The sequence below is a fragment of the Microbispora sp. H10830 genome, from assembly GCF_014161375.1.
Taxonomy (GTDB): Bacteria; Actinomycetota; Actinomycetes; order Streptosporangiales; family Streptosporangiaceae; genus Microbispora; species Microbispora catharanthi.
This window is the reverse complement of sequence record NZ_JABBWX010000018.1, coordinates 75,951-99,283: the sequence shown is the minus strand read 5'-3', so window position 1 is coordinate 99,283 and position 23,333 is coordinate 75,951. Positions and strand designations below refer to the sequence as shown.

The following is a 23,333-nucleotide window of genomic DNA, read 5'->3' as shown; positions in this document are numbered from 1 at the left end:
CTCACCGATGTCGGGGAATCCAGTGATGATTTTGGTGGTTATAACGCTTTCGGAGGTGGTTCGGGTGTCGGTGTTACGGCGTCGGGTCAACCGCGTCGCGACCATCAGCGTGCACACGTCCCCGCTGGACCAGCCGGGTACCGGGGACGCGGGTGGCATGAACGTCTACATCCTCGAGGTCGCCAAACGTCTCGCGGCGCTGGGCATCGAGGTGGAGATCTTCACCCGCCGCACCGCCCGTGACCTGCCTCCGGTCGCCGAGCTGAGTCCGGGGGTGCTCGTGCGCCACGTCACCGCCGGGCCGTACGAGGAGCTCGACCGCGCCGATCTCCCCGGGCAGCTGTGCGGCTTCCTGTCCGGTGTGCTGCGCACCGAGGCGATGTACGACCCCGGCCGGTACGACGTGATCCACTCGCACTACTGGCTGTCGGGCCAGGTGGGCTGGCTGGCCAAGGAGCGCTGGGGTGTGCCGCTCGTGCACACCATGCACACCATGGCCAAGGTGAAGAACGCGCTGCTCGCCGAGGGCGACAAGCCCGAGCCGGCGATGCGCGTGCTCGGCGAGGAGCAGGTCGTGGAGGTCGCCGACCGCCTGGTCGCCAACACCGCCGCCGAGGCCGAGGAGCTGATCAGCCTGTACGGCGCGCCGCGCGAGCGGGTGGCGGTCGTCAACCCCGGCGTGAACCTCGCCGTCTTCCAGCCCGAGTCCAAGGGCGCCGCGCGCCGCCGCCTCGGCCTGCCGCAGGACGCCCACGTGCTGCTTTTCGTGGGCCGCATCCAGCCGCTCAAGGCCCCCGACGTGCTGCTCAGGGCCGCCGCCCGGATGCTCGTGGAGGACCCCTCGCTGCGGTCGCGGCTCGTCGTGGCCTGCGTGGGCGGGCCCAGCGGCAACGGTCTCGCCCATCCCTCCCTGCTCAGCGACCTCGCGGCCGAGCTGGGCATCGCCGACGTCGTACGGCTCGCACCGCCCGCGCCGCAGCCGGAGCTGGCCGACTGGTATCGGGCCGCCGACGTGACCGTGGTGCCCTCGTACAACGAGTCGTTCGGGCTGGTCGCGCTGGAGTCGCAGGCGTGCGGCACGCCCGTCGTCGCGGCGGCGGTCGGCGGCCTGCGCACGGCCGTCAAGGACGGCGTGTCCGGCGTGCTTGTGGCGGGACACGACCCGCACGACTGGGCGCGCGAGCTCGCCGTGCTGGCCAGGCGCCCGGACCGGCTCGCCGAGCTGGCCGCCAGCGCCGTGCAGCACGCCACGGGCTTCGGTTGGTCCGCGACCGCAGCCCGGCTGGCCGACGTGTACGCCGGCGCCATGGCCCAGCTCCACCGGACCCCCATCGCGGTCAACTCATAGGGTGGTCGGTATGAGACCGGATCTGGAAGCCGTCATCGCGTCGGCGCTGGAGTCCGCCGAGCTGTCCTACGAGCGGCCGAAGCCGGGCGCGTTCCTGGTCAGGCTGCCGGGCCAGCACAAGCTCGCCACGCTGACCTGGCTCGTCGTCGGCGACCAGGCGCTCAACATCGAGGCGTTCTTCTGCCGGCAGCCCGACGAGAACCACGCCGAGTTCTACCGCTGGCTGCTCCACAAGAACGGCTCGATGTACGGCGTCCACTTCGCCGTCGACGCCACGGGCGACGTGCACCTGGTCGGCCGGCTGCCGCTGGACGCGGTGACCGAGGAGGAGATCGACCGGGTCCTCGGCTGCGTCCTCACCTACTCGGACGAGTCGTTCGACCGCGCACTCGAGCTGGGCTTCGCGACGTCCATCAGGCGCGAGTGGGAGTGGCGGGTCAAGCGCGGCGAGTCGCTGGCCAACCTCCGGGCCTTCGCGCGGGTGGTCGAGTCCTGACCAACGGGACGTCTGCCGCACGCCGATAGGATTGGCCGCATGGCGACTTTGGTGCTGCTGCGGCACGGCGAGAGCGAATGGAATGTCAAAGGCCTGTTCACCGGCTGGGTGGACGTCACACTCTCGCCGACCGGCGAGGAGGAGGCGCGGCGCGGCGGTCAGCTGCTCCTGGAGGCCGGCATCCGGCCCGACGTGGTGCACACCTCGGTGCTCACCCGGGCCATCAGGACCGCCAACATCGCGCTTGAGGCGGCCAACCTGCTGTGGCTCCCGGTGAAGCGCTCCTGGCGGCTGAACGAGCGTCACTACGGCGCGCTCCAGGGCAAGGACAAGGCCCAGACCCGTGCGGAGTTCGGCGACGAGCAGTTCATGCTGTGGCGCCGGTCCTACGACGTGCCGCCGCCGCCGATCGCCGACGACGACGAGTACTCCCAGCTCGGCGACGGCCGCTACTCCCTGCTGCCCTCGGAGCTGGTGCCGCGCACCGAGTGCCTCAAGGACGTCGTCGGGCGCATGCTGCCGTACTGGTACGACGAGATCGTCCCCGACCTGGCGGCCGGCCGCGACGTGCTGGTGGTGGCGCACGGCAACTCCCTGCGCGCGCTGGTCAAGCACCTGGAGGGCATCAGCGACGCCGAGATCGCGGGCCTGAACATCCCCACCGGCATCCCGCTGCGCTACGAGCTGGACGCCGACTTCCGCCCGGTGGGCAAGGGCGAGTACCTCGACCCCGAGGCCGCCAAGGCCGCCATCGAGGCCGTCGCCAACCAGGGCAAGAAGTAACCCTCACGTCTCTCACGAAGGCCGCGCTCCGTCGGGGAGCGCGGCCTTACTTGTAGACGACGGGCTTCTTCGCCGTACCGGGGAACACCATGACCAGGAGTTCGACGGCCCGCGATGAAACGCAGAAAGCCCCGGCCCCCCGAGGACCGGGGCTTTCGCGCCCCCGTACGCCGCCGCGTCAGCCGGCGAGGGCGTCCGCGTCGCGCGTACCCGTGACGAGGTACACGACGTCGCGGGCGACGCGTACGGCGTGGTCGGCGTACCGCTCGTAGTAGCGGCCGGCCAGCGTGATGTCGATGGCGGCCTCGATGCCGTGCTCCCAGTCCTTGGAGAGCAGGACGCGGAACAGCCGCCGGTGACGGCGGTCCATCGCGTCGTCGTCCGCCTCCAGCTCCTTGGCGAGGTCGACGTCGCGGGAGGCGATGCAGCTGCCCGCCTTGGTGATCAGGTTCTCGGCGATGGCGCCCATCTCGACGAACGTGTCACGCAGCTCGGCCGGGATGGCGGACTCGGGGTGGCGCATCCGCGCGAGCTTGGCGATGTGCTCGGCCAGGTCGCCCATACGCTCCAGGTCGGCGGCCATCCGCAGGGCGGTGATGACGGTACGCAGGTCGACCGCCACCGGCTGCTGCGTGGCCATCAGCTCGAAGATCGAGGCCTCGAGTTCCTGGTGCAGTCGGTCGACCTCGGCGTCCTGGGAGATGACGCTCTCCGCCAGCTGCAGGTCGGCGTCGAGCAGGGCCGTCGTCCCCCTCGACATGGCCGACCGCACCAGGCGGGTCATCTCCACCAGGCGGTCGGTCAGGGCCGCAAGCTCTTCGTGATAGGCGTCGCGCATGGCCGCCACGCTACGCGCGGGTCGATGAACGAATCCCGACCGCCGGATGAACTTTTCCGGAAACAGGGCCGTCGTGCCAGGTAGGACAGGTGGAAGAACCAGAAATGCCGCCTAGGCTGCTGAATGTGAACGAGTTGCTGGCGAGCCTGGCGGCGATGGGCGGATTCGTCCTCGGCTCCTTCGTCATGCTCGCGATCCGACGGCAGACGGACAAGCCCCGAACACCGGAACCGGTGGACGACGGCCTGCCTCCGGGGGTGGCGTCGGTGCTCGCCGTGCTGCCCTCCTCGGCGGTCGTCCTCGACCGCGAGGACCGGGTGCTGCGCGCCAGTTCGGCCGCGCGCGCCTTCGGCCTCGTACGCGGCGAGTCCCTCATGGCCGCCGAACTGCTCGCGCTGGCCAGGAAGGTCCGCAGGGACGGCGAGATCCGCGAGAGCGAAATAGAGACCGCCGGCCGCAAGTTCGGGCAGGAGTCCACGTCGTTCGCGGTGCGGGTGGCTCCGCTCGGCTCCCACGGACAGGTGCTCGTGCTCGCCGAGGACCAGACCGAGCGGCAGCGGGTCGAGGCGGTGCGCAGGGACTTCGTCGCCAACGTCAGCCACGAGCTCAAGACGCCGGTCGGCGCGCTGAGCCTGCTCGCCGAGACCGTCCAGGACGCGGCCGACGACCCCGAGGCCGTGAAGCGGTTCGCCGGCCGGATGCAGCACGAGGCCGCCCGCCTGACCTACCTGGTGCAGGACCTGATCACGCTGTCGCGGATCCAGGGCGGCGAGCCCATCCCGGCGCCCGCGCAGGTGCCCGTGGACGAGACCGTCCACGAGGCCATCGACCGGTGCAACACGAAGGCGTCGGCGAAGGACATCGCTCTCGTCGCGGGCGGCGCGGAGGGCCTGAAAGTCTGGGGCGACGAGGAGCTTCTCGTCACCGCGCTGCGCAACCTCATCGACAACGCCGTCGCCTACAGCCCCGAGCACACCCGCGTCGTGATCAGCGCCAGGCCGGCCGGGAACGCCGTCGAGGTGAGCGTCAGCGATCAGGGCATCGGCATCCCGGAAAGCGCCCAGGAGCGCATCTTCGAGCGGTTCTTCCGCGTCGACGCGGCCAGGTCCCGGGCCACCGGCGGCACCGGGCTCGGCCTCGCGATAGTCAAACACGTGGCCGTCGCCCACGGTGGCGAGGTCGCGGTGTGGAGCAAAGAGGGCTCCGGTTCGACCTTCACTCTTCGCCTTCCCGCGTTCGGCGGTCAGGCGGTCCCCGTACCAAGCACGACCATCCCCCAGGAGGCCGCTAAGTGACTCGGGTACTCGTCGTCGAGGACGAGGAGTCGTTCTCGGACGCCTTGTCGTACATGCTCAGGAAAGAGGGGTACGAGGTCGCGGTGGCGGCCACCGGCCCCGACGCGCTGGACGCCTTCGACCGCAACGGCGCCGACCTCGTCCTGCTCGACCTGATGCTCCCGGGCCTGCCCGGAACCGAGGTGTGCCGCTCGCTCAGGCAGCGTTCGAAGGTGCCGGTGATCATGCTGACCGCGAAGGACAGCGAGATCGACAAGGTCGTCGGCCTCGAGCTGGGGGCCGACGACTACGTGACCAAGCCGTTCTCGTCCCGCGAGCTCGTGGCGCGCATCCGCGCGGTGCTGCGCAGGCAGGGCGACATCGAGGAGGTGGAGTCGGCCGTCCTGACCGGGGGACCGGTCCGCATGGACGTCGACCGGCACATCGTCGCCGTGCGCGGCCAGCAGGTGCAGCTCCCGTTGAAGGAGTTCGAGCTGCTCGAGGTGCTGCTGCGCAACGCCGGGCGGGTGCTCACCCGCGGCCAGCTCATCGACCGGGTCTGGGGCGCCGACTACGTGGGCGACACAAAGACACTCGACGTGCACGTGAAGCGGTTGCGGGCCAAGGTCGAGGCCGACCCGTCCAATCCCCGCTGCATCCTCACCGTGCGCGGCCTCGGCTACAAGTTCGACCCCGCCGACGAGTGAGCCCGTAGGGGCGCGTACGGCTCGCGCGGCCCCGTCCGCATGAAAGGAGCCCCTGTCCGGCCGGACAGGGGCTCCTGCGCGTCTACACGGCCGCTAGCCGGCGTTCGCGGCGGGCGACTCGGAGGGAGCGGCCCCGGTGGTCTCCGGGGTGGCGGTGTCCGACGGCGCCGGGCTCCCGGTGGCGAGCGGCGAAGCCGTCGGAAGGGCCGTCGGCGCGGGCGGCAGCGTCGCGAACTCGCGGCTGCGGGCCACGACCGGGACGGTGAGCGCGACGTCGCCGGCGTTCTTGAACTGGAGCGTGAGCTTGATGGTCTCGCCACCGCGCAGCGCCGTCTTCAAGCCCTCGACCGTGACCCCGGGGGTCTTGGCGAGCGTGCCCGGCTGGAGGTCGATGGGGCTCTGTACCTTGACCGAGGTGGCCTTCTGCTCCTCGGGGACGATGCTGGTGAGCTGGTCGGCGGTCCCCGTGCTGTTCAGGAGGGTCAGGTAGAGCGGCGCCGACCCGCCGGCGGCGAGCTGCTGGCCGGAGTCCGGCCCGAGGATGAACGCCTGCGGGATCATGACGCCGTTCTTGCCGTAGGCCTTGCCGGCGCCGTCGCCGTCGTAGAGGACGCCCGCCTCGTTCGGGGCGTACGGCACATTGGTGTTGGCGTCGAAACCGGCGCCACACGCGGCCAGTGCAGGGATGGCGGCGGCGAGGAGCGCGGCAATGGCGATCGCCCTGCGACGGCTGCTGCTGGTCACGGTTCCAGGTCTCCTTGGTACGCACGTGTATGGGCAGCAATCACCTTATCCGCGCCGGTCACCGGTCCGGCGTCGGCTCCCGGTCCATACGCCGCAGCAGCGCAGGTCATCCGGTATGTCCCATATGCCGATTCACAGAGTGAGCGGCTTGTCAAGTCCCAAAACGAGGCTTTGACCTGCAGTTATGTTCCTTTCACTGTTCCGGGAGGCGGTAACCGCGTGGTACCCTGGAGTACAGCGGAAGGGGTACTCGTCACATGACTTTCCAGGTCGGCGACACTGTCGTCTACCCCCACCATGGGGCTGCTCGGATCGAGGCCATCACGACCCGAACCATCAAGGGTGAGGAAAAGACCTACCTGGTGCTGAAGGTCGACAAGGGCGACCTGACCGTACAGGTACCAGCGGAAAATGCCGAGCTCGTCGGTGTGCGCGACGTCGTCGGCCAAGAGGGACTCGAGCGGGTGTTCGACGTGCTGCGTATGCCGCACACGGAGGAGCCCACCAACTGGTCCCGCCGCTACAAGGCCAACCTTGAGAAGCTGGCGTCGGGGGACGTCAACAAGGTGGCCGAAGTGGTGCGCGACCTGTGGCGGCGCGACAAGGAGCGCGGCCTGTCCGCCGGTGAGAAGCGCATGCTCGCCAAGGCACGCCAGATCCTCGTCAGCGAGCTCGCGCTGGCCGAGAAGACCAACGAGGACAAGGCGGAGGCCCTGCTCGACGAGGTGCTGAACTCCTGAACATCACATCGCCAAGGGTGGGCGTCGGGGTCGACGTCCACCCTTTCGCGTCTGACAGGGAGCTCCACCTCGCCGGACTGTTCTGGCCGGGCGAGACCGGGCTGGCCGGTCATTCCGACGGCGACGCGGCGGCGCACGCGTGCTGCGACGCGCTGCTGTCGGCCGCCGGGCTCGGAGACGTGGGCGCGCTCTTCGGCACCTCCGATCCCCGCTGGGCGGGCGCCGCGGGCGTGACTCTCCTGGAGGAGGCGGCCCGCCAGGTGCGGGCGGCCGGATTCGAGATCGGCAACCTGGCCGTCCAGATCATCGGGAACCGCCCGAAGGTCGCACCTCGCCGCGCGGAGGCGGAGAAGGCCCTCGGGGCCGCCGCAGGGGCGCCGGTGAGCGTCAGCGCGACCACGACCGACGGCCTCGGGCTCACCGGCCGCGGTGAGGGCGTGGCGGCCATCGCGACCGCCCTGATCCTCCCGGCATGAATGTTCCGTTCCAATCGGACATGCCAACCTGAATGAGACCCGAAGCGTCTCACTAGCGCGTGGGCGGCGGCTCGAACCAAGGCGCGGAATCGAGCCGCCGCCCTCTTTTTTCTTTCATGGGACGCATATTTCCCTTCCGTGGGGTATCCCACAGTCCGAGGATGAAAGGGTCACCCTCATCGGGAGGTCGATATGACAATCGAGTCCATTCTCGGCGCCATCGTCATCGGTGCGGTCATCGGCGCTCTGGGCCGCCTGTTCCTGCCGGGCCGGCAGCCGATCGGCTGGCTGCTGACGATCGTCGTCGGTATCGTGGCGGCGCTCATCGGTACCGCGATCGCCCAGGTCATGGGCGTGGCCACGACGGATGGCATCGACTGGATCGAACTGGTCATGCAGGTCGTACTGGCCGTCGTGGGTGTCGGCATCGTCGCCGGCCTCAAGCGAGGGTCGCGGGTGTAAGGCACTCGCTCGGTGGGGCGGCCCCCGCCCTCACCCCATAGCGCGCAGGCCCGTCCGGCTCCCCAGCCGGGCGGGCCTGCGCGTGTGCGTACGGCCCGGCGCATCGGATCGCACCTCGGCCGGCGGCCCCACGGGGGGCTTCCGCGGACGCTGTCAGGCGGGCGGGCGGGGCGTGCTGCGCATCCGGCCCGACGGAGGCGGCATCGGCACAGTTCCCTCCCCGGCGCCCTCCTCGGTGTCCCTGGATTCCGGCGCATCCCGATGGCCGTCTTCCGTCGCGTGCGGCCCGCGCTTTCCGTCTTGCTCGACCGGGTCGGCGCAGTCCGACGCGTGGGCGGGGTCGGGCACGTCCCTGATCTGACGGAGCGGCTGGGTGTCGACGCCCGCCTCGTCTTCGGGCCGCTCCGGCTCGGCGTCGGCGGGCTCGTCCGGTCTGGGGCGGGGGTGCACGAGGACGTCGCCGGTGTGCGGCCGTACGAGGTCGCCCCAGCGCACGGGACGGTTGCGGCGGGGCTGCGCCGGGCGGTCATCCGTTTCCGCGGGAGAAGGCGCCTCCGGGGTGGGCTGGGCGGCCGTCCCGGCGGCGACGGACTCCGCGTCGCGGGCGTGCTCGTCCGTGGCAGGCTCGGCGACCGGCTCCGTCACGACCGGTTCTGTGGCGACCGGTTCTGTGGCGACCGGATCGGCCTGCTCCGTGACGGGCGGGGTGCCAGGCGCCGCCGTCGGAGGTACGACCGGCAGGACCTCGGGCTCGTCCGGCGTCTCGTCCGGCGCCTGGTCCGGCATCGCCTCGGACACCATCTCGGGCGTGGGTTCGGGGACGGCTTCCGGGATCGCCTCGGGCGATAGCCGTACGCCGTCCTCGTCGGTGTCGGGAGTGATGCCGCGCGGTCCGGCCTCGTCCTCGGCCTGCGGAGGGGTGACGGGCAGCGGCGGGGCGTACTCGGGTGGCGCGACGGTCTCGGACACCGGGCTGACCGGCAGCGGGGGGACGTAACCGGGGGGCGCCACCGCCTCGGGAACCGGCTGCAGGGGCGGCGCGCCGTGCTCCTCGGTGACGGCGTGCGCGGGCGCGGGGCGCTCCTGCACGGCCACCGGATAGGGGGCGGTGACGGCGGCCCGGGGTTCGCGCACGCCGTCGAAGGGCACCAGGTCGTCATCGGAGTCGTCGTCGTCGTCCAGGTCGGCCCGATTGGTGCGCACGTGCTTCAGCAGGAGCAGCAGCAGCCACAGCCCGATGGCGAGCATCACCCATGGCGCCAACGCGACGACGAGAGCGGAGGCGTCGGGGTCGAAGGAGACGCCGATGGCGTTCGCGGCGTTCGCGGCGGCGGCCGACGCCAGGAGCAGGAGCAGGACGAAGCCCGCCTGTAACCGGACCAGGAAACGCGCGCCCCGCAGCAACGGCACGCTGACCAGGGCGACGACCAGCAGAACGTCGAACGCCGCGGGATACAAGTAGGCGAGCCGCGGCTCGGCGCGCCCGGAGACGGCCAGAGCCCGCAGGTCGTCGAAGGACAGCGCGCAGGCGACCCCCGCGAGCACCGCGAGGGCGGCGCCCGCGAGGCCGATGGCCAGGCGGCGCAGCACCAGCGGGATTCCGGAGGGGGTGTTTCGGGACGGGCGGGAGGCCGTGCCTGCCGCGCCGGGGGGAGTCACGTCCATGGCGTTTCGAGCCTACAGAATCGGAGTGACGATCGATCGCACCCGCGTGATCACCTGTTCGGTGTCGGAAGCGGAGAGTCCGGCGGGGTCCCGGCCCGGGTGCGTCCCTATTGATCGTCTCCGCCCGCGCCCAGGGTGACCCGGCGACGCTGCGTGTCCGGCCGGGCCCTGCGCGAGGCAGGCGAAGCCCGCGCGGACTGCTGTACGGATCGTTACGGGTTTTGTTTCGGGTTATATCGGGACTTATGTGTCGCAAGTTTCCATGATCGGCCACACCATGCCGTTCACAGGCGCCCAAGTAGCCCTGTGCCATGCCGTCAGGCGTTAGCCTTGCCTTCGTGAGCCTGCACCTCTACGACACCAGCACGCGTACGGTCCGTGAATTCGTACCGGTCGAGCCCGGCCGGGTTTCGATGTATCTGTGTGGTGCGACCGTTCAGGCTCCGCCGCACATCGGGCACATCAGGTCCGGGGTGAACTTCGACGTTCTCCGCCGGTGGCTGCTGCGGCAGGGCTTCGAGGTGACCTTCTGCCGCAACGTCACCGACCTCGACGACAAGATCATCAGAGTCGCCGCGGGCGAGGGCGTGCCCTGGTTCGTCGTGTCCGAGCGCAACCAGCGTGCCTTCACCTGGGCGTACGACCAGCTCGGCTGCCTGCCGCCCACCGTCGAGCCCCGCGCCATGGGCCACGTGCCCGAGATGATCGAGCTGATGCGCCGCCTGATCGACAAGGGCCACGCGTACGCGTCGGGCGGCGACGTCTATTTCGACGTGGTCTCCTACGAAGACCGGTACGGCAAGCTCTCCAACCAGAAGCTGGAGAACATGCGGGCGGCCGCCGACACCGACACCGACTCGCTCAAGCGCGATCCGCGCGACTTCGCGTTGTGGAAGGGCGCCAAGCCCGGCGAGCCGACGTGGCCGACGCCGTGGGGCAGGGGCCGTCCCGGCTGGCACCTGGAGTGCTCGGCCATGGCGACCAAGTATCTCGGCGGCACCTTCGACATCCACGGCGGCGGCGTCGACCTGATCTTCCCGCACCACGAGAACGAGGTCGCCCAGTCGCAGGCGGCGGGCGACGGCTTCGCGCGTTACTGGCTGCACAACGGCATGCTCAAGCTCGGCGGCGAGAAGATGAGCAAGTCGCTAGGCAACTCGCTGCTGATACCCGACATGCTCCGTAAGGTGCGCGCGGTCGAGCTTCGCTATTACCTGGTCGCGGCGCACTACCGCTCGGCGATCGACTACTCGGACGAGGCGCTCCAGGAGGCGGCGGCCGGATACCGCCGGATCGAGGGGTTCGTCACGCGGGCCGCCGAGGTGATCCACGACGTGGACGCCGCCGCGCCGCTGCCGCAGGCGTTCGTGGACGCCCTGAACGACGACCTGAACGTCTCCCAGGCGCTCGCCGTGGTCCACGAGGTCGTCCGCGAGGGCAACGTGGCGCTGGCCCAGGGCAACAAGGAGCAGGTCGCCCGGCTGCTCGCCGAGACGCAGAACATGCTCGACGTGCTGGGCCTCGACCCCAGGTCGGAGCAGTGGCGTACGACCGGCGACTCGGGCCTCCGGGAGGTCGTGGACGCGCTGGTGGCCGTGGCGCTGGAGCAGCGGCAGGCCGCGCGTGCCCGCAAGGACTACGCGGCGGCCGACGCGATCCGCGACCAGCTCGCGGCGGCCGGCATCGTGGTGGAGGACACCCCGCAGGGCCCGCGGTGGGAGCTGGCACAGTAGGCGTGGCCCTACGCTAGAGACCATGGCGGGTAGGGCTTCAGGGAAGCCGTCGAAGAAGCAGGGGCCGACCAAGGGCACGGGCGGCAAGGTCAGGCGCTCCCTTGAAGGCAAGGGAGCGACGCCGCCCGCGCACATGCGGCACTGGTACAAGGACAAGGCGCGCGCCGAGCGGATCGAGCGCGAATCGCGGGGCGGTGGGAATTCGGCCTCCCGTGCGCCGAGCCGTACGCGCCGGGAGGACGCCCCCGAGGTCATCGGCGGACGCAACCCCGTGGTCGAGGCACTGCGTGCCGGCGTCCCCGCCAGCGCCCTGTACGTGGCGCAGCGGGTCGACAACGACGACCGGGTCCGCGAGGCCATCAAGATCGCGGCTGACCGTGGCATCGCGCTGCTTGAGGTCAGCAGGGACAAGCTCGACCGGCTGACCGAGAGCACCGTCCACCAGGGCATCGGCCTGCAGGTCCCGCCGTACGACTACGCGCATCCCGAGCAGCTCGTGGAGCGGGCCAGGGACGCCGCCGAGGTGCCGTTGATCGTCGCCTTGGACGGCGTGACCGATCCGCGCAACCTCGGTGCCATCGCGCGCTCGGCGACCGCCTTCGGCGCGCACGGGCTGCTCGTCCCGTCCCGTCGCTCGGCGGGCGTCACCGCCGGCGCCTGGAAGACCTCGGCCGGCACGCTCGCGACCCTCCCCGTCGCCCGCGCGTCGAACCTCACCCAGACCCTCCAGGCGTACCGGGAGGAAGGCCTGTTCGTGGTCGGCCTCGACGGCACCGCCACAGTGGACATCGCCGACGTCGAACTCGCGGCAGAACCGCTCGTCGTGGTCGTCGGTTCGGAGGGCAAGGGCCTGTCCCGCCTGGTCAGGGAGGCGTGCGACCAGATCGCCCGCATCCCCATGAACGCCGCCGCCGAGTCGCTGAACGCCGGTGTGGCCGCCGGGATCGCCCTCTACGAGGTCGCCCGTCACCGCCGCCGGTGATTTCACCGTGACGGTACGGCCCTCGGCCCACTAAACTCGTCTGGGTAACAGGCCGCCTTAGCTCAATCGGCAGAGCATCTGTCTTGTAAACAGAAGGTCTGGGGTTCGATTCCCCAAGGCGGCTCCAGCTCAGAGGCCCCCTCCCATCATCGGGTGGGGGCCTTTCTGAAGTCCGCCCGCACTGGTGACCTCCTGAGCTGAGCGAAGGGCCGTCAGGGACAGCGCATTCCACTCGTAATGAGCTGATCACTCGTTGGTCAGTGCCGCTCGCCAGTCGTTGAACCGTGACCGGAGCAGACGGACTTCGGGCTCAGCCAAGCCATAGGCGAGGAACTCGCTGTCCGGGTAGAGCTCCAGGGCGGAGAGCATTTGGGCGAAGACGGCTCGGTCGAAGCCAAGATCGCGGGACGCAGCGAGGTCGAGCAGTTGTTCGCGGGTGAACCGGCCGGTGGACAGGAAGGCGTCGACGTCTATGAAGTCGCGGACCTCGGCTCGGGTGAACAAGGCTTCGACCTTCCCTCCCGCGACATCATCGAGGTGGACGACCGGGCCGATCTCCATGGTGACCGGTGGGTGCGAGCGGAGATCCGCGGCCAGTTCCACCTTGCTGGTCCGGCCCGTTGCGGGCTCGGAGACGCTGAGCCGTACGAACTGGGGACTGTCGACGTCAACCTTGATCGCCAGGCTGTGTTCGATATAGGCGTCGCAGATCTTCGCGACTCCTTCGGAGAAGTCGTCGCGCAGGCTGGAGGTGAACAGGTCGATGTCCTCGCTGGGCCGTTCGAGCACGCCGTGAGCCTGTACGGCGTAGCCGCCTGCCAGAGCGAACCCGTGATCGGCAGCTGCCGCCAGGGCGATGCCAGCCAGACGACGGTGGAAGTCGTCCATCAGGCGGCTTGACGCTGCAGTTCGGGGAATCGGTCGAGCCACAGAGCGCGGACGCGAGGGGGTAGGACCAATTCAGGCCAGAGCTTGCGCAGGAGCGAGGCGTTGAGGAAGCGTCGCAGGTCCTCAGGAGTGGCGCTTTCCCGGATCACCCGCATGTACAACAGTCGTGCATCGGAGATCTGGTCCAAGTGGTAGCGGCGCTCCGGCCCCCAATCGAGATGTCTGGGCAGCACGATGACGCCCTCTGTCGGCCCGGTGAGCTCTTCCAGAGTCACGGGAACGACGTAAGGGCGGAGCGCCCCGTATCCCTTGGCGTCCATGCATCCAGTGTGACCGATTCGGCGCTGATCGTCAGGTCGATCTTGCTAACGCGGTTGCTAACAACAGCCCTGGACCGGCATGGACGGTGCCGGAACGACGCACCTTTGAAAGGGGGCAGCGACGAAGGCATAGTGACAGCTGTGGACGGCGGTGGACGACCTTGATCCTGCTTGTAAACAGAAGGTCTGGGGTTCGATTCCCCAAGGCGGCTCTCGTACGACAGGCCCCTGAACAGCGGTTTCGCTGTCAGGGGCCTTGTGCTTGTCTGGACAGTCTTGGGATCTTGCTAACACCCCTGCTGACAGTAGACCAGATGTCCTTGGAAGAGCACCCGGGCACGTGGACATACGATCCCAAAGCCGGAGCGGCCTACGTTTACCTGCACGGCCCGATTCCACCCGGCGGTGTCGCTGAGACGGTGACCGTAGACAGGCCTATGGTGAACCTGGACCTGGACGAGAACGGCAGGGTGATCGGTATCGAGATCCTCGCCACGTGGCCAGGCGAAAGGGGCAACAAAGAAGGCGCTCCCAGGTAGGGGAGCGCCTCTGACAGCGGCAGGGCTCAGGCGGAATTCCCGATCGAGCTGGCGAAGACCTCGGCCGCGCTCGCTATCTGCTCGCTGATCACGTGGGCGTACACCCGGAGCGTGATCGCCGGGTCGGAGTGGCCGAGCCGGGCCGTGACGACGTGAACCGGGACGCCGGCTACGACCCGGCTCGATCGCCATCCGAATCCTGATCCCGGAGATGACTCAGCCCATGGCCCTTCCACGGCGCGCGGAGGACCTCCAGGACGACCCAACCATCAGGGAGCGGGCGAACCGCATCATGCGTCGCAGCGAGCCGCGCCTGACAGGCAGACGCATGACAACCGCGGGAAGCTCGACCACCAGGACGACGGGCGCGACACTGGCCGCCACAACCAGGCGGACGCGCCGTAGCGGGCCGAGGTCTTCTTTTGCCTCCGGCGGGGATCTCCGGCCTCGAGGTGATCGCGGAAGTCGAGGCTCCTAGGTGGCTGAGGAGCCCTGATCACCTCGCCCGCCATCGACCCAGGCAAGCCAGGCAGACCAGCTCCTACGGCTCAAGCCCGGCCGTTACCGATGGCTTCCAATGACTGAGGGACGGCGACCGGTTGACGTACGCGCGAGGCCGGGCTTGCCCCTCCGTCGCCGGCCCGCTGCCGCTCCGCGGTGGGTCGACGGCGAACGAGGTGGTCAGACGGGGCGGGATGGGTGGTGCCGCGAGTCTCAGTCGTGCTCCGACCAGCCTTCGACATCACCGACGGCCTGCTCGACGGCCTGAGTGTTCACCTCCGCCGGTTCACCCGCTCTGATCTGCGGCATCAGGAGGAAAAGGCTCACTGCCGGCCAACGTTACGACTTGGCCGGTTCTGGGACGACACCCCACATCAACGTAGAGCCCTTCAGCAGCTGCTCCGTCGGCCTGATCCCGGTCAGGTGCTCGACGAGGAGGAAAGCCGGCCCTCGGTAGAGCCGAGGACCCGATGGGTAAAGCCTGTCGATCTCCGCCATCGTATCCACGAGTTCGTCCGGGATCTCCGTCAGATATCCGTCATCGCCGCCCCAGGCGAATCGGATCTCGCCGTCCTCACACCAGTAGAAGTAGTCCATGTCCTTGATGGCGAGTGCGGCTTGGGAGACGAGGCGGGTGCCCTCGGAGAGTTTGGTGATCACGTCTTCGTGGGTGCCGAGCCAGTCGGGGTCGAAGACGAACGTCCAATCGCCGATGGAGGTGACGCCGAGAGGCTCCCCAGAGCCTGAGTAGTAATCCGGGTCGTCGGGGAAGGGGCCCGGCGTGAAGTCCTCCCATCGACCGCCGAGGCGGGCGACCACCTGTTCGGGCCTGGCACGGATGTAGATGAAGCTGTAGCACTCCTCGGCGTATTCGCCGCAGAGCCAAGAGATATCGAGGGGCCGCATAGTCATGTCGTCATGCTGCCAGCCGCCACCGACAGGAACAGAACCCGGTCATCACACGGGAGGATAGGGCCGGGCGCGAAGCGGCGTGGCGCGCTGCACCAACGTCCGCATCGAAGGATTCACGGCACCAATGTCACACCGAGATGACGTTGAACGGCGTTCCGACGACCGGCGACTAGGGTTTCCCTGATGGACCGGAGTCACCAACGCCTATCGCGGTGGCCCGGACGGCAGAAGGGCCCTGGCCACCTATCTGCTGAAGAGCTCGCCAGTCAGTGCACCAGCGGCGACCGGTCACCGTCCTATGAGCATCACGTGAACGAGCCGGTCGCCGGGTGGAATCCTTTCTGCCCGGCGACCAGTGAACCCGAGCCGGTTGGGTCCGCTCTCGGCCGTCGAGGAACTTTTAAGGGACGCTGTAAAGGAACCAGAGGTTGTACTGGTAATCACAGTGATACCAGTTCCAAAGGTGGTTCTGGACGCCGTAGTCCCCGTACCGATAGCAGTCGGACGAGGAGTAGTAGACGTTACGAAGCGTATCGGCATGCGCGGGGACGGCGTTCGCGATGACTGTCAGCCCAGTGACCAAAGCGCCGGCGACGGCTAAAGCTCTGATTTTCCGCACTTACTCTCCTTGCAGTGGATGTCGCGCCGAACTTCCACCGCGAAGCATTGCAGCGCGGGCGATATCAGTACAGGTCACGTTCCCCGCCATCATTCCCCTACAAGGTGACCTGCGATCATGCCGAACAAGGGCTGAAACTTTCCCTGCGGATCTTCCACGCTGACACCCGGTTCGGGAGACCCCGGAACATGGCCCGACCATGAGCACCAGGCTGACCAGGTTGTCGTCGACGTGCTTCAGGCGATGGAGGATCTGAGCCAGGCCGGCGATCTTGCTAACGCGGGGCTGGCCACGACTGGTGGGGGTGGCAGACCTGTAGGGTGCCGTTCTCGCTGGGGCCGCGGTGGACCGTCCGCCTCTTGCCGTCATCTCCGGTCTTGGTCGGCACCGGGTTTAGGTTGGTCGGGTGGGGACCTATGAGGATCTACCGGCGGAGCTGGTGACCGAGCGGCTGCGGTTGCGGCGGTGGGCGCCGTCGGATGCCGAGGAGTTCCGCGGGTTATGGCTTGAGCGGGATCCACGAGCGGTACGGCGGATCGACGCCGACGGACGCCCGACGGTCGAGGACATCCGCGGCTGGCTCCGCAACAATCCGCTGATGGCGGATCCGGGGCTCGGGTTGCTGCCGATCGAGCTGCGAGACACCGGTGAGTTCATCGGGTACTGCGGATTGACCGCCGGCCAGGGATCTTTCGACGAACCTGAGATCGCGTACGAGCTGGCACGACGAGCTCACGGCCGGGGTTACGCGACAGAAGCCGCTCGTGCGGTCATCGAAGCCGCGACGCGAACAGGACGTCGACGACTCTGGGCGACCGTGCGGGAGTGGAACGCACCCTCGTTCCGCGTCCTCGAGAAGCTCGGTTTCCACCGAAGCGACCGCATCACCGAGGACGCCGAACGCGGCAACACGATCTGGATGACGCGCGTACTCGATCCGAGGTAGAGACGGGAGCACCGGCCGCGATCAACTCCCCGAAGAGCATCCGTCAGGTGATCTCGCTAACGGGTGGCCGTAGACGTCATGAGCCTCTCACAAAGCGGTAGAGACAGGTGCACATAGATCACTAAAGTGGCGTTTCTGTCACTCGTAGAGATCTTGAAGGTGCATATGGCTCCGCGCCCGAATCGGCTTCTGAGGTTCTTTGTCGCGTTTGCGTGTGTGGCGGTAGCGGCCGGTTGCGGCACACGTGAAGAACCTGTTGTGGCTCCGACTGTCGCCGCGCGCGCCGGTGCCGTCGTCGACGACTTGGTCGAACTGGAGTGGGATGGCACCGTCCGCATAGCTCAGCTTGATGTGGCGGGCCCGACGTTGGAGATCTACGAGGACTACCAGTGCCCGGTCTGCCTGGAGTTCGAGCAGGGCGACAACAACGCGCTGGCGCGAGAAATGGTTGTCAAAGGGGCGATAGCCGTCATGATCCACCCGTTGACCATCTTCCGGGATGACAAGCCAATCACTCGAGAGAACTCGCGACGGGCTCTGATCGCCTCCCTTTGCGTTCAGGATCCACGCAAGTGGCTGAGATATCACGATGAGCTTTACGCCCATCAGCCGGACGAGTTCCAGAAGGGCGGATTCCCCAATGAGCAGCTCGTACAGCTCGCAAGAAAGGTCGGCATTCCGGTCGCGGAGTTCACAGCGTGTCTCAAATCTTCAGAAACCGCGGAGCGGGCCGACGCCGTCACCGCGCTGGCCCTCAGCCGAGGAGTGACAGGTACCCCCACGATCCGATATCAGGGCCAAGACCTCGATTGGACGGCAAGCTGGCGTGAAGCGGGGCAAGGATGACGTGCCGTTCGCGTCAGAGCGAATAGGCGTCCTCCAGTTCGTGGAGGTTGCTGGACCAGGTCCACGATGAGCGACCGGGTGCTTTGCCCGAGCGGTAGGGGGCTGTGGAAGACGCCCACCGGCGGTAGGGTCGTCCGCGTGGATCTTGACGACACCGCGGCCCGGCTCGGGGTACCCGTCGAGGACGTCGAGCGCGTGCATCGGCTCGCCGGCGACCGGCCGTCGGCTCCGCTGCCCGCCAAGGCCGACGCGCCCGCGATCCTCGACCGGCTCGCGGTGCGGCCGGACGACGCCGCCGAGATCATGGCGGGCTGGCCCGACCCCGACTCTCCACTGTGGACTCCGGAGCTGCGCTGGCTGCTCGACCGTTCGATCGCCCTGGTCCGCGCCGATCTCGGGGGCCATGGCTGGCTGCCGCCCGGTCCGGAGCTGCCGCGCGAACGGGGCCCCGCCTGGCGGCATCTCTACGTGTACGCGTACCTGGCCCTGGTCGACGTCGTCATGGGGTACCACCGCGACCACGGCATCGCCGATGCCGTGTCATGGGTGACCCTCGCGGATCTGGGCCGCAACCTCGCGATCGACCGGCGGATGCACGGCGAGGGCTGGCCGGTCATGCAGAGCTGGCTGACGCTGCACGCGCGCGGCGGCGTCTACGAGCTGGGCCGGCTGCAGTATCAGCGCGGTGACACCGCCATCGGCCTGCACATCCCCGAGTCGGGGCCGATGACCCCGGAGGCGATCGCGGCGTCGCTCGACGAAGCCCGCGCGTTCTTCCCGCACCACTTTCCCGACGAGCGCTACACGGCGTTCTCCTGCGGCTCTTGGCTGCTCGACCCGCAGCTGCTGGAGTACCTGCCCGAGGACTCCAACATCGTCCGGTTCCAGCGAAGGTTCGAGCTGGAGCCCTACGAGGAACCGGAAGGGATAGACGCCGATGTCGAGGTGCTGCGATTCGTGTTCCGCACCCTGACCACGCCGCTCGACCAGCTGCCGCGCCGCACCGTGCTCCAGCGCGCGATCGTCGACCACCTGAAGGCCGGCCGCCACTGGCAGTGGCGCCGCGGCCGCTTCCCGATCTAGCCATACCCCTGGGCTCTGTCTCGCGGACATCCCGCCGCATCCTGCCGGGCGTGCCCGAGCTGATCGCCCTCCGCTCGCCTTCCGCCCGCAGAGGTACATGGCTCGTGACCTGGGAGGTGGGTGAGTGTGCCCATGTGCACGTCACGTGGCGGCCGTATTTCACTGGTCGTGGTCATTCTCCTCGGCCTGCTGGTTCTGCCCGGCTGTGGATGTCGCCTCCCCGAGGAGCACAAGGTGGCTCCACCTCCTCGGGACGCTCCTCCTGAGGAGGTGGTACGTACATACTTCGCTGCTATAGCGGGGCGGGACAAGGAGACCGCGCGCGCACTCCTGGTTCACGAGGCAAGGGACGACGAGCTGGAATTTGAAGCCCCTGACAGCCCGTTCCAGAACTGGGTGTCGGTCACCGATCTGCAGATCGAGGGCCCCGAGAAAGACCAGTTTTGTGCGCCTGGAGATACGTGCGTGAAGGTGTATGTCTCCTTCGATCTATTGCAATGCGAGCCGGTGACGCGGCCGGACGGTCCTTGGAGCGAACCCTTCGGACTGAGGCTCGTCGACGGCCGATGGCTGATCATAGGACACGGCCAAGGCTGAGCCCGGGGATCGCCGGCGCTCACGATGGGCCACCGGAGCCGTACGGTGCTGTGATGGACGCGATCGCAATGCTCGAATGGCTCTTGGCACACGACGTCAACGCTCTGCTCAGGGTCGACGCTGAGCGCGGTGGCGTCCGGCCGTGGACGTGATCACCTTCCACGCCAGTGGGGGAAACCAGAACCAGGAGAGATGGTTCATCCGAGCCGACGCGGGCTCCGCGGAAGAATGTGTTCATCGAGCGCGCACAGCGCTGAAGGCTCATGGTCTCGATCTGCCTGAGTAAGACACGGTTGCTCAGCCCCCCGCCCCCGAATTGCGCGCCGCTGGCCGTTCCCCACCACATACCAGTGATCAATAAATGTCGCTCCCGCCTGCTTGAATCCATCTCGGGGAACATGCTGGCCGATTCGATGAATCGCGGACTAGGAGGACCGACTGCATTGGGAGAGCTGGCTTCGTACCTCGTGGAGGAGGCGTACGACGAGGAACCCTGGATGGTGGTCGACGAAACCGTCGTCATCCGCGAGGAGACCGCTCCCTGGGAGGAGGAGTGGCAAGGACAGGGCGACTGGGTCGAGGTCGGGCCCAATGGGCTCGTCTGCCAGCCCCACGGGGACGTAAGACCGTACGTCCGGTTGGAGTTGTGGAGTGGCGAACCTCCCCTGGCCGAGCCGGCCTGGGATCGCTCGTGGACCGGTGGGATCTTCCTCCGCTCAGGAAAGATCCAACTCATGGGATATTTCGGAGAGACCGACCCCCATCACTGCCTCTTGGACCTGGGCCACCGAGACAGCACCTGGCTCGTTCGGGCGCAACACAAGACGCTGGAGAACGATCGGGAGACCGACTTCCCCCCTTATATCTATCGGGCCGAGATCTACAAGTTCCAGTTCTGGCGGCCGATCGCAATCGCAGGCCCGTGATGCACAGCCTTTCCGGGAGCCGCGAGCGGGTGGCTCCTAAGGCGCCATCTGCTCGCTGCTCACGTGGGCGTACCCCGAAGCGTGGTGCGGCCGGGCGCGGATGAGCGGCGCGGTCGGTGCAATGGCCAGGTATTTCAGTCGTGATCCAGCCACGCGATCAATAACGTATCCCCATGCCAGGTCGAAGCGGGAGAAGTCGGAAGGCGGGCGTTGCCAGGCTGCGCCACCATGCGGACGTGGTCGCACCATTCCAGGATGCGGAGCCGGTGAGGGTGGCGGCAGGTTCCGAGGGAGAGCTGGTCGTCGTGTGGGCGTCGCGGGAGAACGCCGATGCGCTGACCGCACGGACCGTCCAACCAGAGGCCGCGCCCGTCCCGGTACACGTCGCAACGTACAGTCCCCACCAGGCGACGATGGTGTCCATCGTCGGGCAACCACTCGCGCACAGCCATGTCCAGCCGCTGCCGGACGGGGGCGTGCTCCTGGTGGGCGCGCGATGCCGCTGGCGTGACGGGACGGCCGAGTCCAACGCCGCCGTCTACGACGCCGACGGGGAGCTCCTGCGAAAGGGCGTGCTGGGAGACGGGATCGCCGACGTGCAGACGACACCCTCCGGCGAGACATGGGTGAGCTATTTCGACGAAGGTGTGTACGGCAACTTCGGCTGGGGAGAGGCGGAGACTCCTGCACCTATCGGCTCCCCTGGACTGATCCGCTTTCGATCGGACCTCAGCATCGCGTGGCGTTACCCGTATGACGGCGAGTTCGGCGCGATCTCCGACTGCTACGCGTTGAATGTGGCGGGGGAGGATGCCTGGGCCTACTACTACACCGACTTCCCGATCGTGCGGATCCGGGCTGCTGCGGTCGCCGGCTGGTCCACGGAGGTGCACGGCGCTCATGCGCTTGTAGTCGCCGATGACCGAGTCGTTCTCGTCGGCGGCTATGGCGGGGACCGGCATCGGCTGGTGGCTGGGCGCATTCAGGGAGAAGTCTTTTCGGCGGGTCGTCCCGCACAGCTGGTGATGCCCGATGGGCGACCGGTGCCCAGGTCCGCGACTCTGCTGGGGCGAGGCAGTGAGCTTCACGTCGTCGTGGGGCAGAGCTGGCTGAAGCTGGGCTTCGAGGACCTCGACGCAAGATGAGCGATCGCCGGCGAGCGTCCTCATCGCCCGCGAAGCCGGAGCCACCGTCACCGCCGGCGGCGGCTCGGGCCGCTTCCACCTGCGAGCCATGATCTACCATCGCCGAATGCTCGTCGTGCTCGTGAACGGCCTGCCCGGCTCGGGTAAGACAACCCTCGCCAAAGGCCTCGCCAACGCTCTCGGCCTCCCTCTCCTCAGCAAGGACCGCATCAAGGAGACCCTCGCCGACACACTCGGCGTCACCGCACCACCAGGCCTGACCGCTCGGCAATGGAGCCAGAGACTCGGTGCCACAGCAGGCGAAACCCTCTGGGCGCTCCTCGCCGATACCAGGTGCGGTGCGGTGCTCGAAAGCCCATGGCTTGCGAACATGCGGCCAATCGTCGTCGCCGGCCTGCAGAAAGCCGACGTCACCGTCATCCAGGAGGTGTGGTGCGACATCCCCGCACCTCTCGCTCGCCGGCGATACGAGAAACGATCCGCTGACCGGCACCCCATCCACCATGACTCCCAGGTTGATGATCAGCAGTGGAAGGAATGGGCGCGCCAAGCCAGACCACTCGCCCTCGGCCCCGTCCACCGTGTGAACACCACCGAGGTCGTGGACATAGACGAGCTGGCAGAACAGATACGCCGAAGAGCGATGACCGACGCCTCCGGCGGCGGCGCCCGGGTTGATCACCAAGGGCCTGCTCAGCACGCGGTCGCAATGCTCGAATGGCTCCTGGAGCACGACGTCAACGCCCTGCTCAGGGTCGACGCCGAGCGTGGAGGCGCCCGGTCATGGACGTTCCACGCAAGCGGTGGAGGGCAGAGCCAGGAAGGATGGGTTGTCCGAGCCGACGCAGGCTCTGCGGAAGAATGTGTCCACCGAGCTCGCAAAGCGCTGAAGGCGCGTGGCCTCGATCTGCCCGACTAGGGCTCGGTCGCGAGGACCGACTCCGTCCGACATCGCCGTTACCATCACCTGGCGGCGGCTGGTGCGAAGACGGCTGCTGACCGGTTGCGGACCGGCGTCACGTCACGGTTGAGGCCGTAGCAGGGCTACCGTTCTGGTCCCGATTCTGAAGGACGCGCACGTACGCAGGCGGTCGGCCCGCGGTGCCTTGCGTCCGCGGACCGCCACCGCGATCACCGCGTTCTCGCCGAGCACCGCGCCCAGGGTGTTGAGCATGCCCGCGACCCCGTCGGCGCCGTTGGGCCCGTGCCAGGACGTCTGCTCGCTGTAGGGCACGTCCGTGATCACCACGTCCGGCGGGCGTCCGTCGAGGATCTGGAGAAGCCGGTCGGCGTCGAACACGTCGGCCTGATACACGGCGTTGGGCACGTCACCGCCGTCGGCGCTCAGGCTGCTCGCGATCCGGTGTGCCGCCTCGGCCGCCGCCGTGTGGGAGGCGCGGCCCCAGCGCTCGGCCTGCTCGGCGAGATGGACGGCGCGAGCCGCAAGCCCGGCTCGCGTCAGCAGGGCCAGATTCCGTTCCGCGAGCCCGACGGCGGCCGGATCGATGTCAGAGGCCAGCACGGCCGAGATCCGGCGACGGTGCAGCAGCCCGATCACGGTCAGCAGGTAGCCGCTGCCGCAGCACGGATCCCACACGGTGGCCCGGCCGCCGCCCCGCAGCTCCATCGCGCGCAGAAACATCTCGGTGGCCAGCCGGACGGGAAAGGCGGGAAACCCCGGAGCCGAGTGCAGCACAGCGCCGCTGGCCAGATCGGCGTAGTCGCCCCGGACGGTCGCGTGCCGATAGGTCACGACGCGGGGC

At 68.3% G+C, this 23,333-nt stretch carries 25 protein-coding genes and 1 tRNA gene; 19 read left to right on the top strand and 7 right to left on the bottom strand.

Going from position 1 to position 23,333, the window contains the following annotated elements; genetic code table 11:
- The first annotated feature begins 25 nt into the window (after positions 1 to 25).
- From mshA to HHX35_RS35115, 3 genes are read left to right on the top strand one after another with little or no spacing between them, the layout of a single operon-like run.
- Positions 26 to 1,348 (top strand): D-inositol-3-phosphate glycosyltransferase, encoded by a 1,323-nt coding sequence (mshA, locus tag HHX35_RS35125; RefSeq protein WP_182902944.1) that lies wholly within the window; start codon positions 26 to 28, stop codon positions 1,346 to 1,348.
- A 10-nt stretch (positions 1,349 to 1,358) separates the two neighbouring features.
- Positions 1,359 to 1,844 (top strand): YbjN domain-containing protein, encoded by a 486-nt coding sequence (locus HHX35_RS35120; protein WP_182902943.1) that lies wholly within the window; start codon positions 1,359 to 1,361, stop codon positions 1,842 to 1,844.
- A 39-nt stretch (positions 1,845 to 1,883) separates the two neighbouring features.
- A complete protein-coding gene (locus tag HHX35_RS35115; RefSeq protein WP_182902942.1) occupies positions 1,884 to 2,627 on the top strand; it encodes a phosphoglyceromutase in 744 nt (247 codons plus the stop codon).
- Between the two features lie 178 nt (positions 2,628 to 2,805).
- Here the strand turns inward: HHX35_RS35115 and phoU are convergent, their stop codons facing one another.
- Complete coding sequence (gene phoU, locus HHX35_RS35110) at positions 2,806 to 3,465, bottom strand: phosphate signaling complex protein PhoU (RefSeq protein ID WP_139580415.1); 660 nt, start codon at positions 3,463 to 3,465, stop codon at positions 2,806 to 2,808.
- Positions 3,466 to 3,569: 104 nt separating this feature from the next.
- Between phoU and HHX35_RS35105 the strand changes: the two genes are divergently transcribed.
- Positions 3,570 to 4,760 (top strand): cell wall metabolism sensor histidine kinase WalK, encoded by a 1,191-nt coding sequence (locus tag HHX35_RS35105; RefSeq protein WP_396781437.1) that lies wholly within the window; start codon positions 3,570 to 3,572, stop codon positions 4,758 to 4,760.
- Complete coding sequence (locus HHX35_RS35100) at positions 4,757 to 5,446, top strand: response regulator transcription factor (RefSeq protein WP_182902941.1); 690 nt, start codon at positions 4,757 to 4,759, stop codon at positions 5,444 to 5,446. Before HHX35_RS35105 ends, HHX35_RS35100 begins: the two co-directional genes overlap by 4 nt.
- A gap of 93 nt (positions 5,447 to 5,539) precedes the next feature.
- On the opposite strand, the gene HHX35_RS35095 is transcribed toward HHX35_RS35100, so the two are convergent.
- Positions 5,540 to 6,190, bottom strand: a complete 651-nt coding sequence (locus HHX35_RS35095; RefSeq protein ID WP_310739516.1) for a copper chaperone PCu(A)C — start codon at positions 6,188 to 6,190, stop codon at positions 5,540 to 5,542.
- A gap of 257 nt (positions 6,191 to 6,447) precedes the next feature.
- On the opposite strand from HHX35_RS35095, the gene HHX35_RS35090 reads away from it, so the two are divergent.
- From HHX35_RS35090 to HHX35_RS35080, 3 genes are all read left to right on the top strand, one after another.
- Entirely contained in the window at positions 6,448 to 6,930 is a 483-nt protein-coding gene (locus HHX35_RS35090) for a CarD family transcriptional regulator (protein ID WP_030510364.1), read from the top strand.
- A gap of 17 nt (positions 6,931 to 6,947) precedes the next feature.
- On the top strand, positions 6,948 to 7,406 hold the full coding sequence (ispF, locus tag HHX35_RS35085; RefSeq protein ID WP_139580417.1) for a 2-C-methyl-D-erythritol 2,4-cyclodiphosphate synthase: 459 nt from the start codon (positions 6,948 to 6,950) through the stop codon (positions 7,404 to 7,406).
- 192 nt (positions 7,407 to 7,598) lie between these two features.
- Positions 7,599 to 7,868 (top strand): GlsB/YeaQ/YmgE family stress response membrane protein, encoded by a 270-nt coding sequence (locus tag HHX35_RS35080; RefSeq protein ID WP_139580418.1) that lies wholly within the window; start codon positions 7,599 to 7,601, stop codon positions 7,866 to 7,868.
- A gap of 153 nt (positions 7,869 to 8,021) precedes the next feature.
- On the opposite strand, the gene HHX35_RS35075 is transcribed toward HHX35_RS35080, so the two are convergent.
- Positions 8,022 to 9,533: a DUF2637 domain-containing protein gene (locus HHX35_RS35075; protein ID WP_182902940.1), complete on the bottom strand. Its 1,512-nt coding sequence runs from the start codon at positions 9,531 to 9,533 to the stop codon at positions 8,022 to 8,024.
- Positions 9,534 to 9,871: 338 nt separating this feature from the next.
- Here HHX35_RS35075 and cysS point away from each other — a divergent pair, with 338 nt between their 5' ends.
- From cysS to HHX35_RS35060, 3 genes are all read left to right on the top strand, one after another.
- The gene (gene cysS / locus HHX35_RS35070) at positions 9,872 to 11,266 is read left to right on the top strand and encodes a cysteine--tRNA ligase (RefSeq protein ID WP_182902939.1); all 1,395 of its coding nucleotides are present in this window, start codon (positions 9,872 to 9,874) and stop codon (positions 11,264 to 11,266) included.
- 22 nt (positions 11,267 to 11,288) lie between these two features.
- Complete coding sequence (gene rlmB, locus HHX35_RS35065; protein WP_182902938.1) at positions 11,289 to 12,248, top strand: 23S rRNA (guanosine(2251)-2'-O)-methyltransferase RlmB; 960 nt, start codon at positions 11,289 to 11,291, stop codon at positions 12,246 to 12,248.
- 51 nt (positions 12,249 to 12,299) lie between these two features.
- A tRNA-Thr gene (locus HHX35_RS35060) sits at positions 12,300 to 12,375 on the top strand.
- Positions 12,376 to 12,494: 119 nt separating this feature from the next.
- Here HHX35_RS35060 and HHX35_RS35055 read toward each other — a convergent pair.
- Both HHX35_RS35055 and HHX35_RS35050 read right to left on the bottom strand, forming a co-directional pair.
- Positions 12,495 to 13,136 carry a nucleotidyl transferase AbiEii/AbiGii toxin family protein gene (locus HHX35_RS35055; RefSeq protein ID WP_182902937.1) on the bottom strand — a complete coding sequence of 214 codons (642 nt, stop codon included), beginning with the start codon at positions 13,134 to 13,136 and terminating at the stop codon, positions 12,495 to 12,497.
- Positions 13,136 to 13,456, bottom strand: a complete 321-nt coding sequence (locus tag HHX35_RS35050) for a hypothetical protein (RefSeq protein WP_182902936.1) — start codon at positions 13,454 to 13,456, stop codon at positions 13,136 to 13,138. The genes HHX35_RS35055 and HHX35_RS35050 overlap by 1 nt, the downstream gene beginning before the upstream one ends.
- 314 nt (positions 13,457 to 13,770) lie before the next feature.
- Here HHX35_RS35050 and HHX35_RS45230 point away from each other — a divergent pair, with 314 nt between their 5' ends.
- On the top strand, positions 13,771 to 13,995 hold the full coding sequence (locus tag HHX35_RS45230) for a DUF2283 domain-containing protein (RefSeq protein ID WP_182902935.1): 225 nt from the start codon (positions 13,771 to 13,773) through the stop codon (positions 13,993 to 13,995).
- 840 nt (positions 13,996 to 14,835) lie between these two features.
- Here HHX35_RS45230 and HHX35_RS35040 read toward each other — a convergent pair.
- Positions 14,836 to 15,408 carry a DUF6461 domain-containing protein gene (locus HHX35_RS35040; RefSeq protein ID WP_182902934.1) on the bottom strand — a complete coding sequence of 191 codons (573 nt, stop codon included), beginning with the start codon at positions 15,406 to 15,408 and terminating at the stop codon, positions 14,836 to 14,838.
- A gap of 1,058 nt (positions 15,409 to 16,466) precedes the next feature.
- Between HHX35_RS35040 and HHX35_RS35035 the strand changes: the two genes are divergently transcribed.
- From HHX35_RS35035 to HHX35_RS35005, 7 genes are all read left to right on the top strand, one after another.
- Positions 16,467 to 16,973, top strand: a complete 507-nt coding sequence (locus HHX35_RS35035) for a GNAT family N-acetyltransferase (protein WP_310739515.1) — start codon at positions 16,467 to 16,469, stop codon at positions 16,971 to 16,973.
- 258 nt (positions 16,974 to 17,231) lie between these two features.
- Positions 17,232 to 17,819 (top strand): thioredoxin domain-containing protein, encoded by a 588-nt coding sequence (locus HHX35_RS35030; protein WP_182902932.1) that lies wholly within the window; start codon positions 17,232 to 17,234, stop codon positions 17,817 to 17,819.
- Between the two features lie 138 nt (positions 17,820 to 17,957).
- On the top strand, positions 17,958 to 18,902 hold the full coding sequence (locus HHX35_RS35025; RefSeq protein ID WP_182902931.1) for an acyltransferase domain-containing protein: 945 nt from the start codon (positions 17,958 to 17,960) through the stop codon (positions 18,900 to 18,902).
- Between the two features lie 168 nt (positions 18,903 to 19,070).
- Complete coding sequence (locus HHX35_RS35020; protein ID WP_182902930.1) at positions 19,071 to 19,499, top strand: hypothetical protein; 429 nt, start codon at positions 19,071 to 19,073, stop codon at positions 19,497 to 19,499.
- Positions 19,500 to 19,942: 443 nt separating this feature from the next.
- Positions 19,943 to 20,425, top strand: a complete 483-nt coding sequence (locus HHX35_RS35015) for a hypothetical protein (protein WP_182902929.1) — start codon at positions 19,943 to 19,945, stop codon at positions 20,423 to 20,425.
- 236 nt (positions 20,426 to 20,661) lie between these two features.
- Positions 20,662 to 21,570, top strand: a complete 909-nt coding sequence (locus HHX35_RS35010) for a hypothetical protein (RefSeq protein WP_182902928.1) — start codon at positions 20,662 to 20,664, stop codon at positions 21,568 to 21,570.
- A 106-nt stretch (positions 21,571 to 21,676) separates the two neighbouring features.
- A complete protein-coding gene (locus HHX35_RS35005) occupies positions 21,677 to 22,489 on the top strand; it encodes an AAA family ATPase (RefSeq protein ID WP_182902927.1) in 813 nt (270 codons plus the stop codon).
- A gap of 102 nt (positions 22,490 to 22,591) precedes the next feature.
- On the opposite strand, the gene HHX35_RS35000 is transcribed toward HHX35_RS35005, so the two are convergent.
- Positions 22,592 to 23,323 carry a 50S ribosomal protein L11 methyltransferase gene (locus HHX35_RS35000; RefSeq protein ID WP_182902926.1) on the bottom strand — a complete coding sequence of 244 codons (732 nt, stop codon included), beginning with the start codon at positions 23,321 to 23,323 and terminating at the stop codon, positions 22,592 to 22,594.
- Between the last annotated feature and the right edge of the window lie 10 nt (positions 23,324 to 23,333).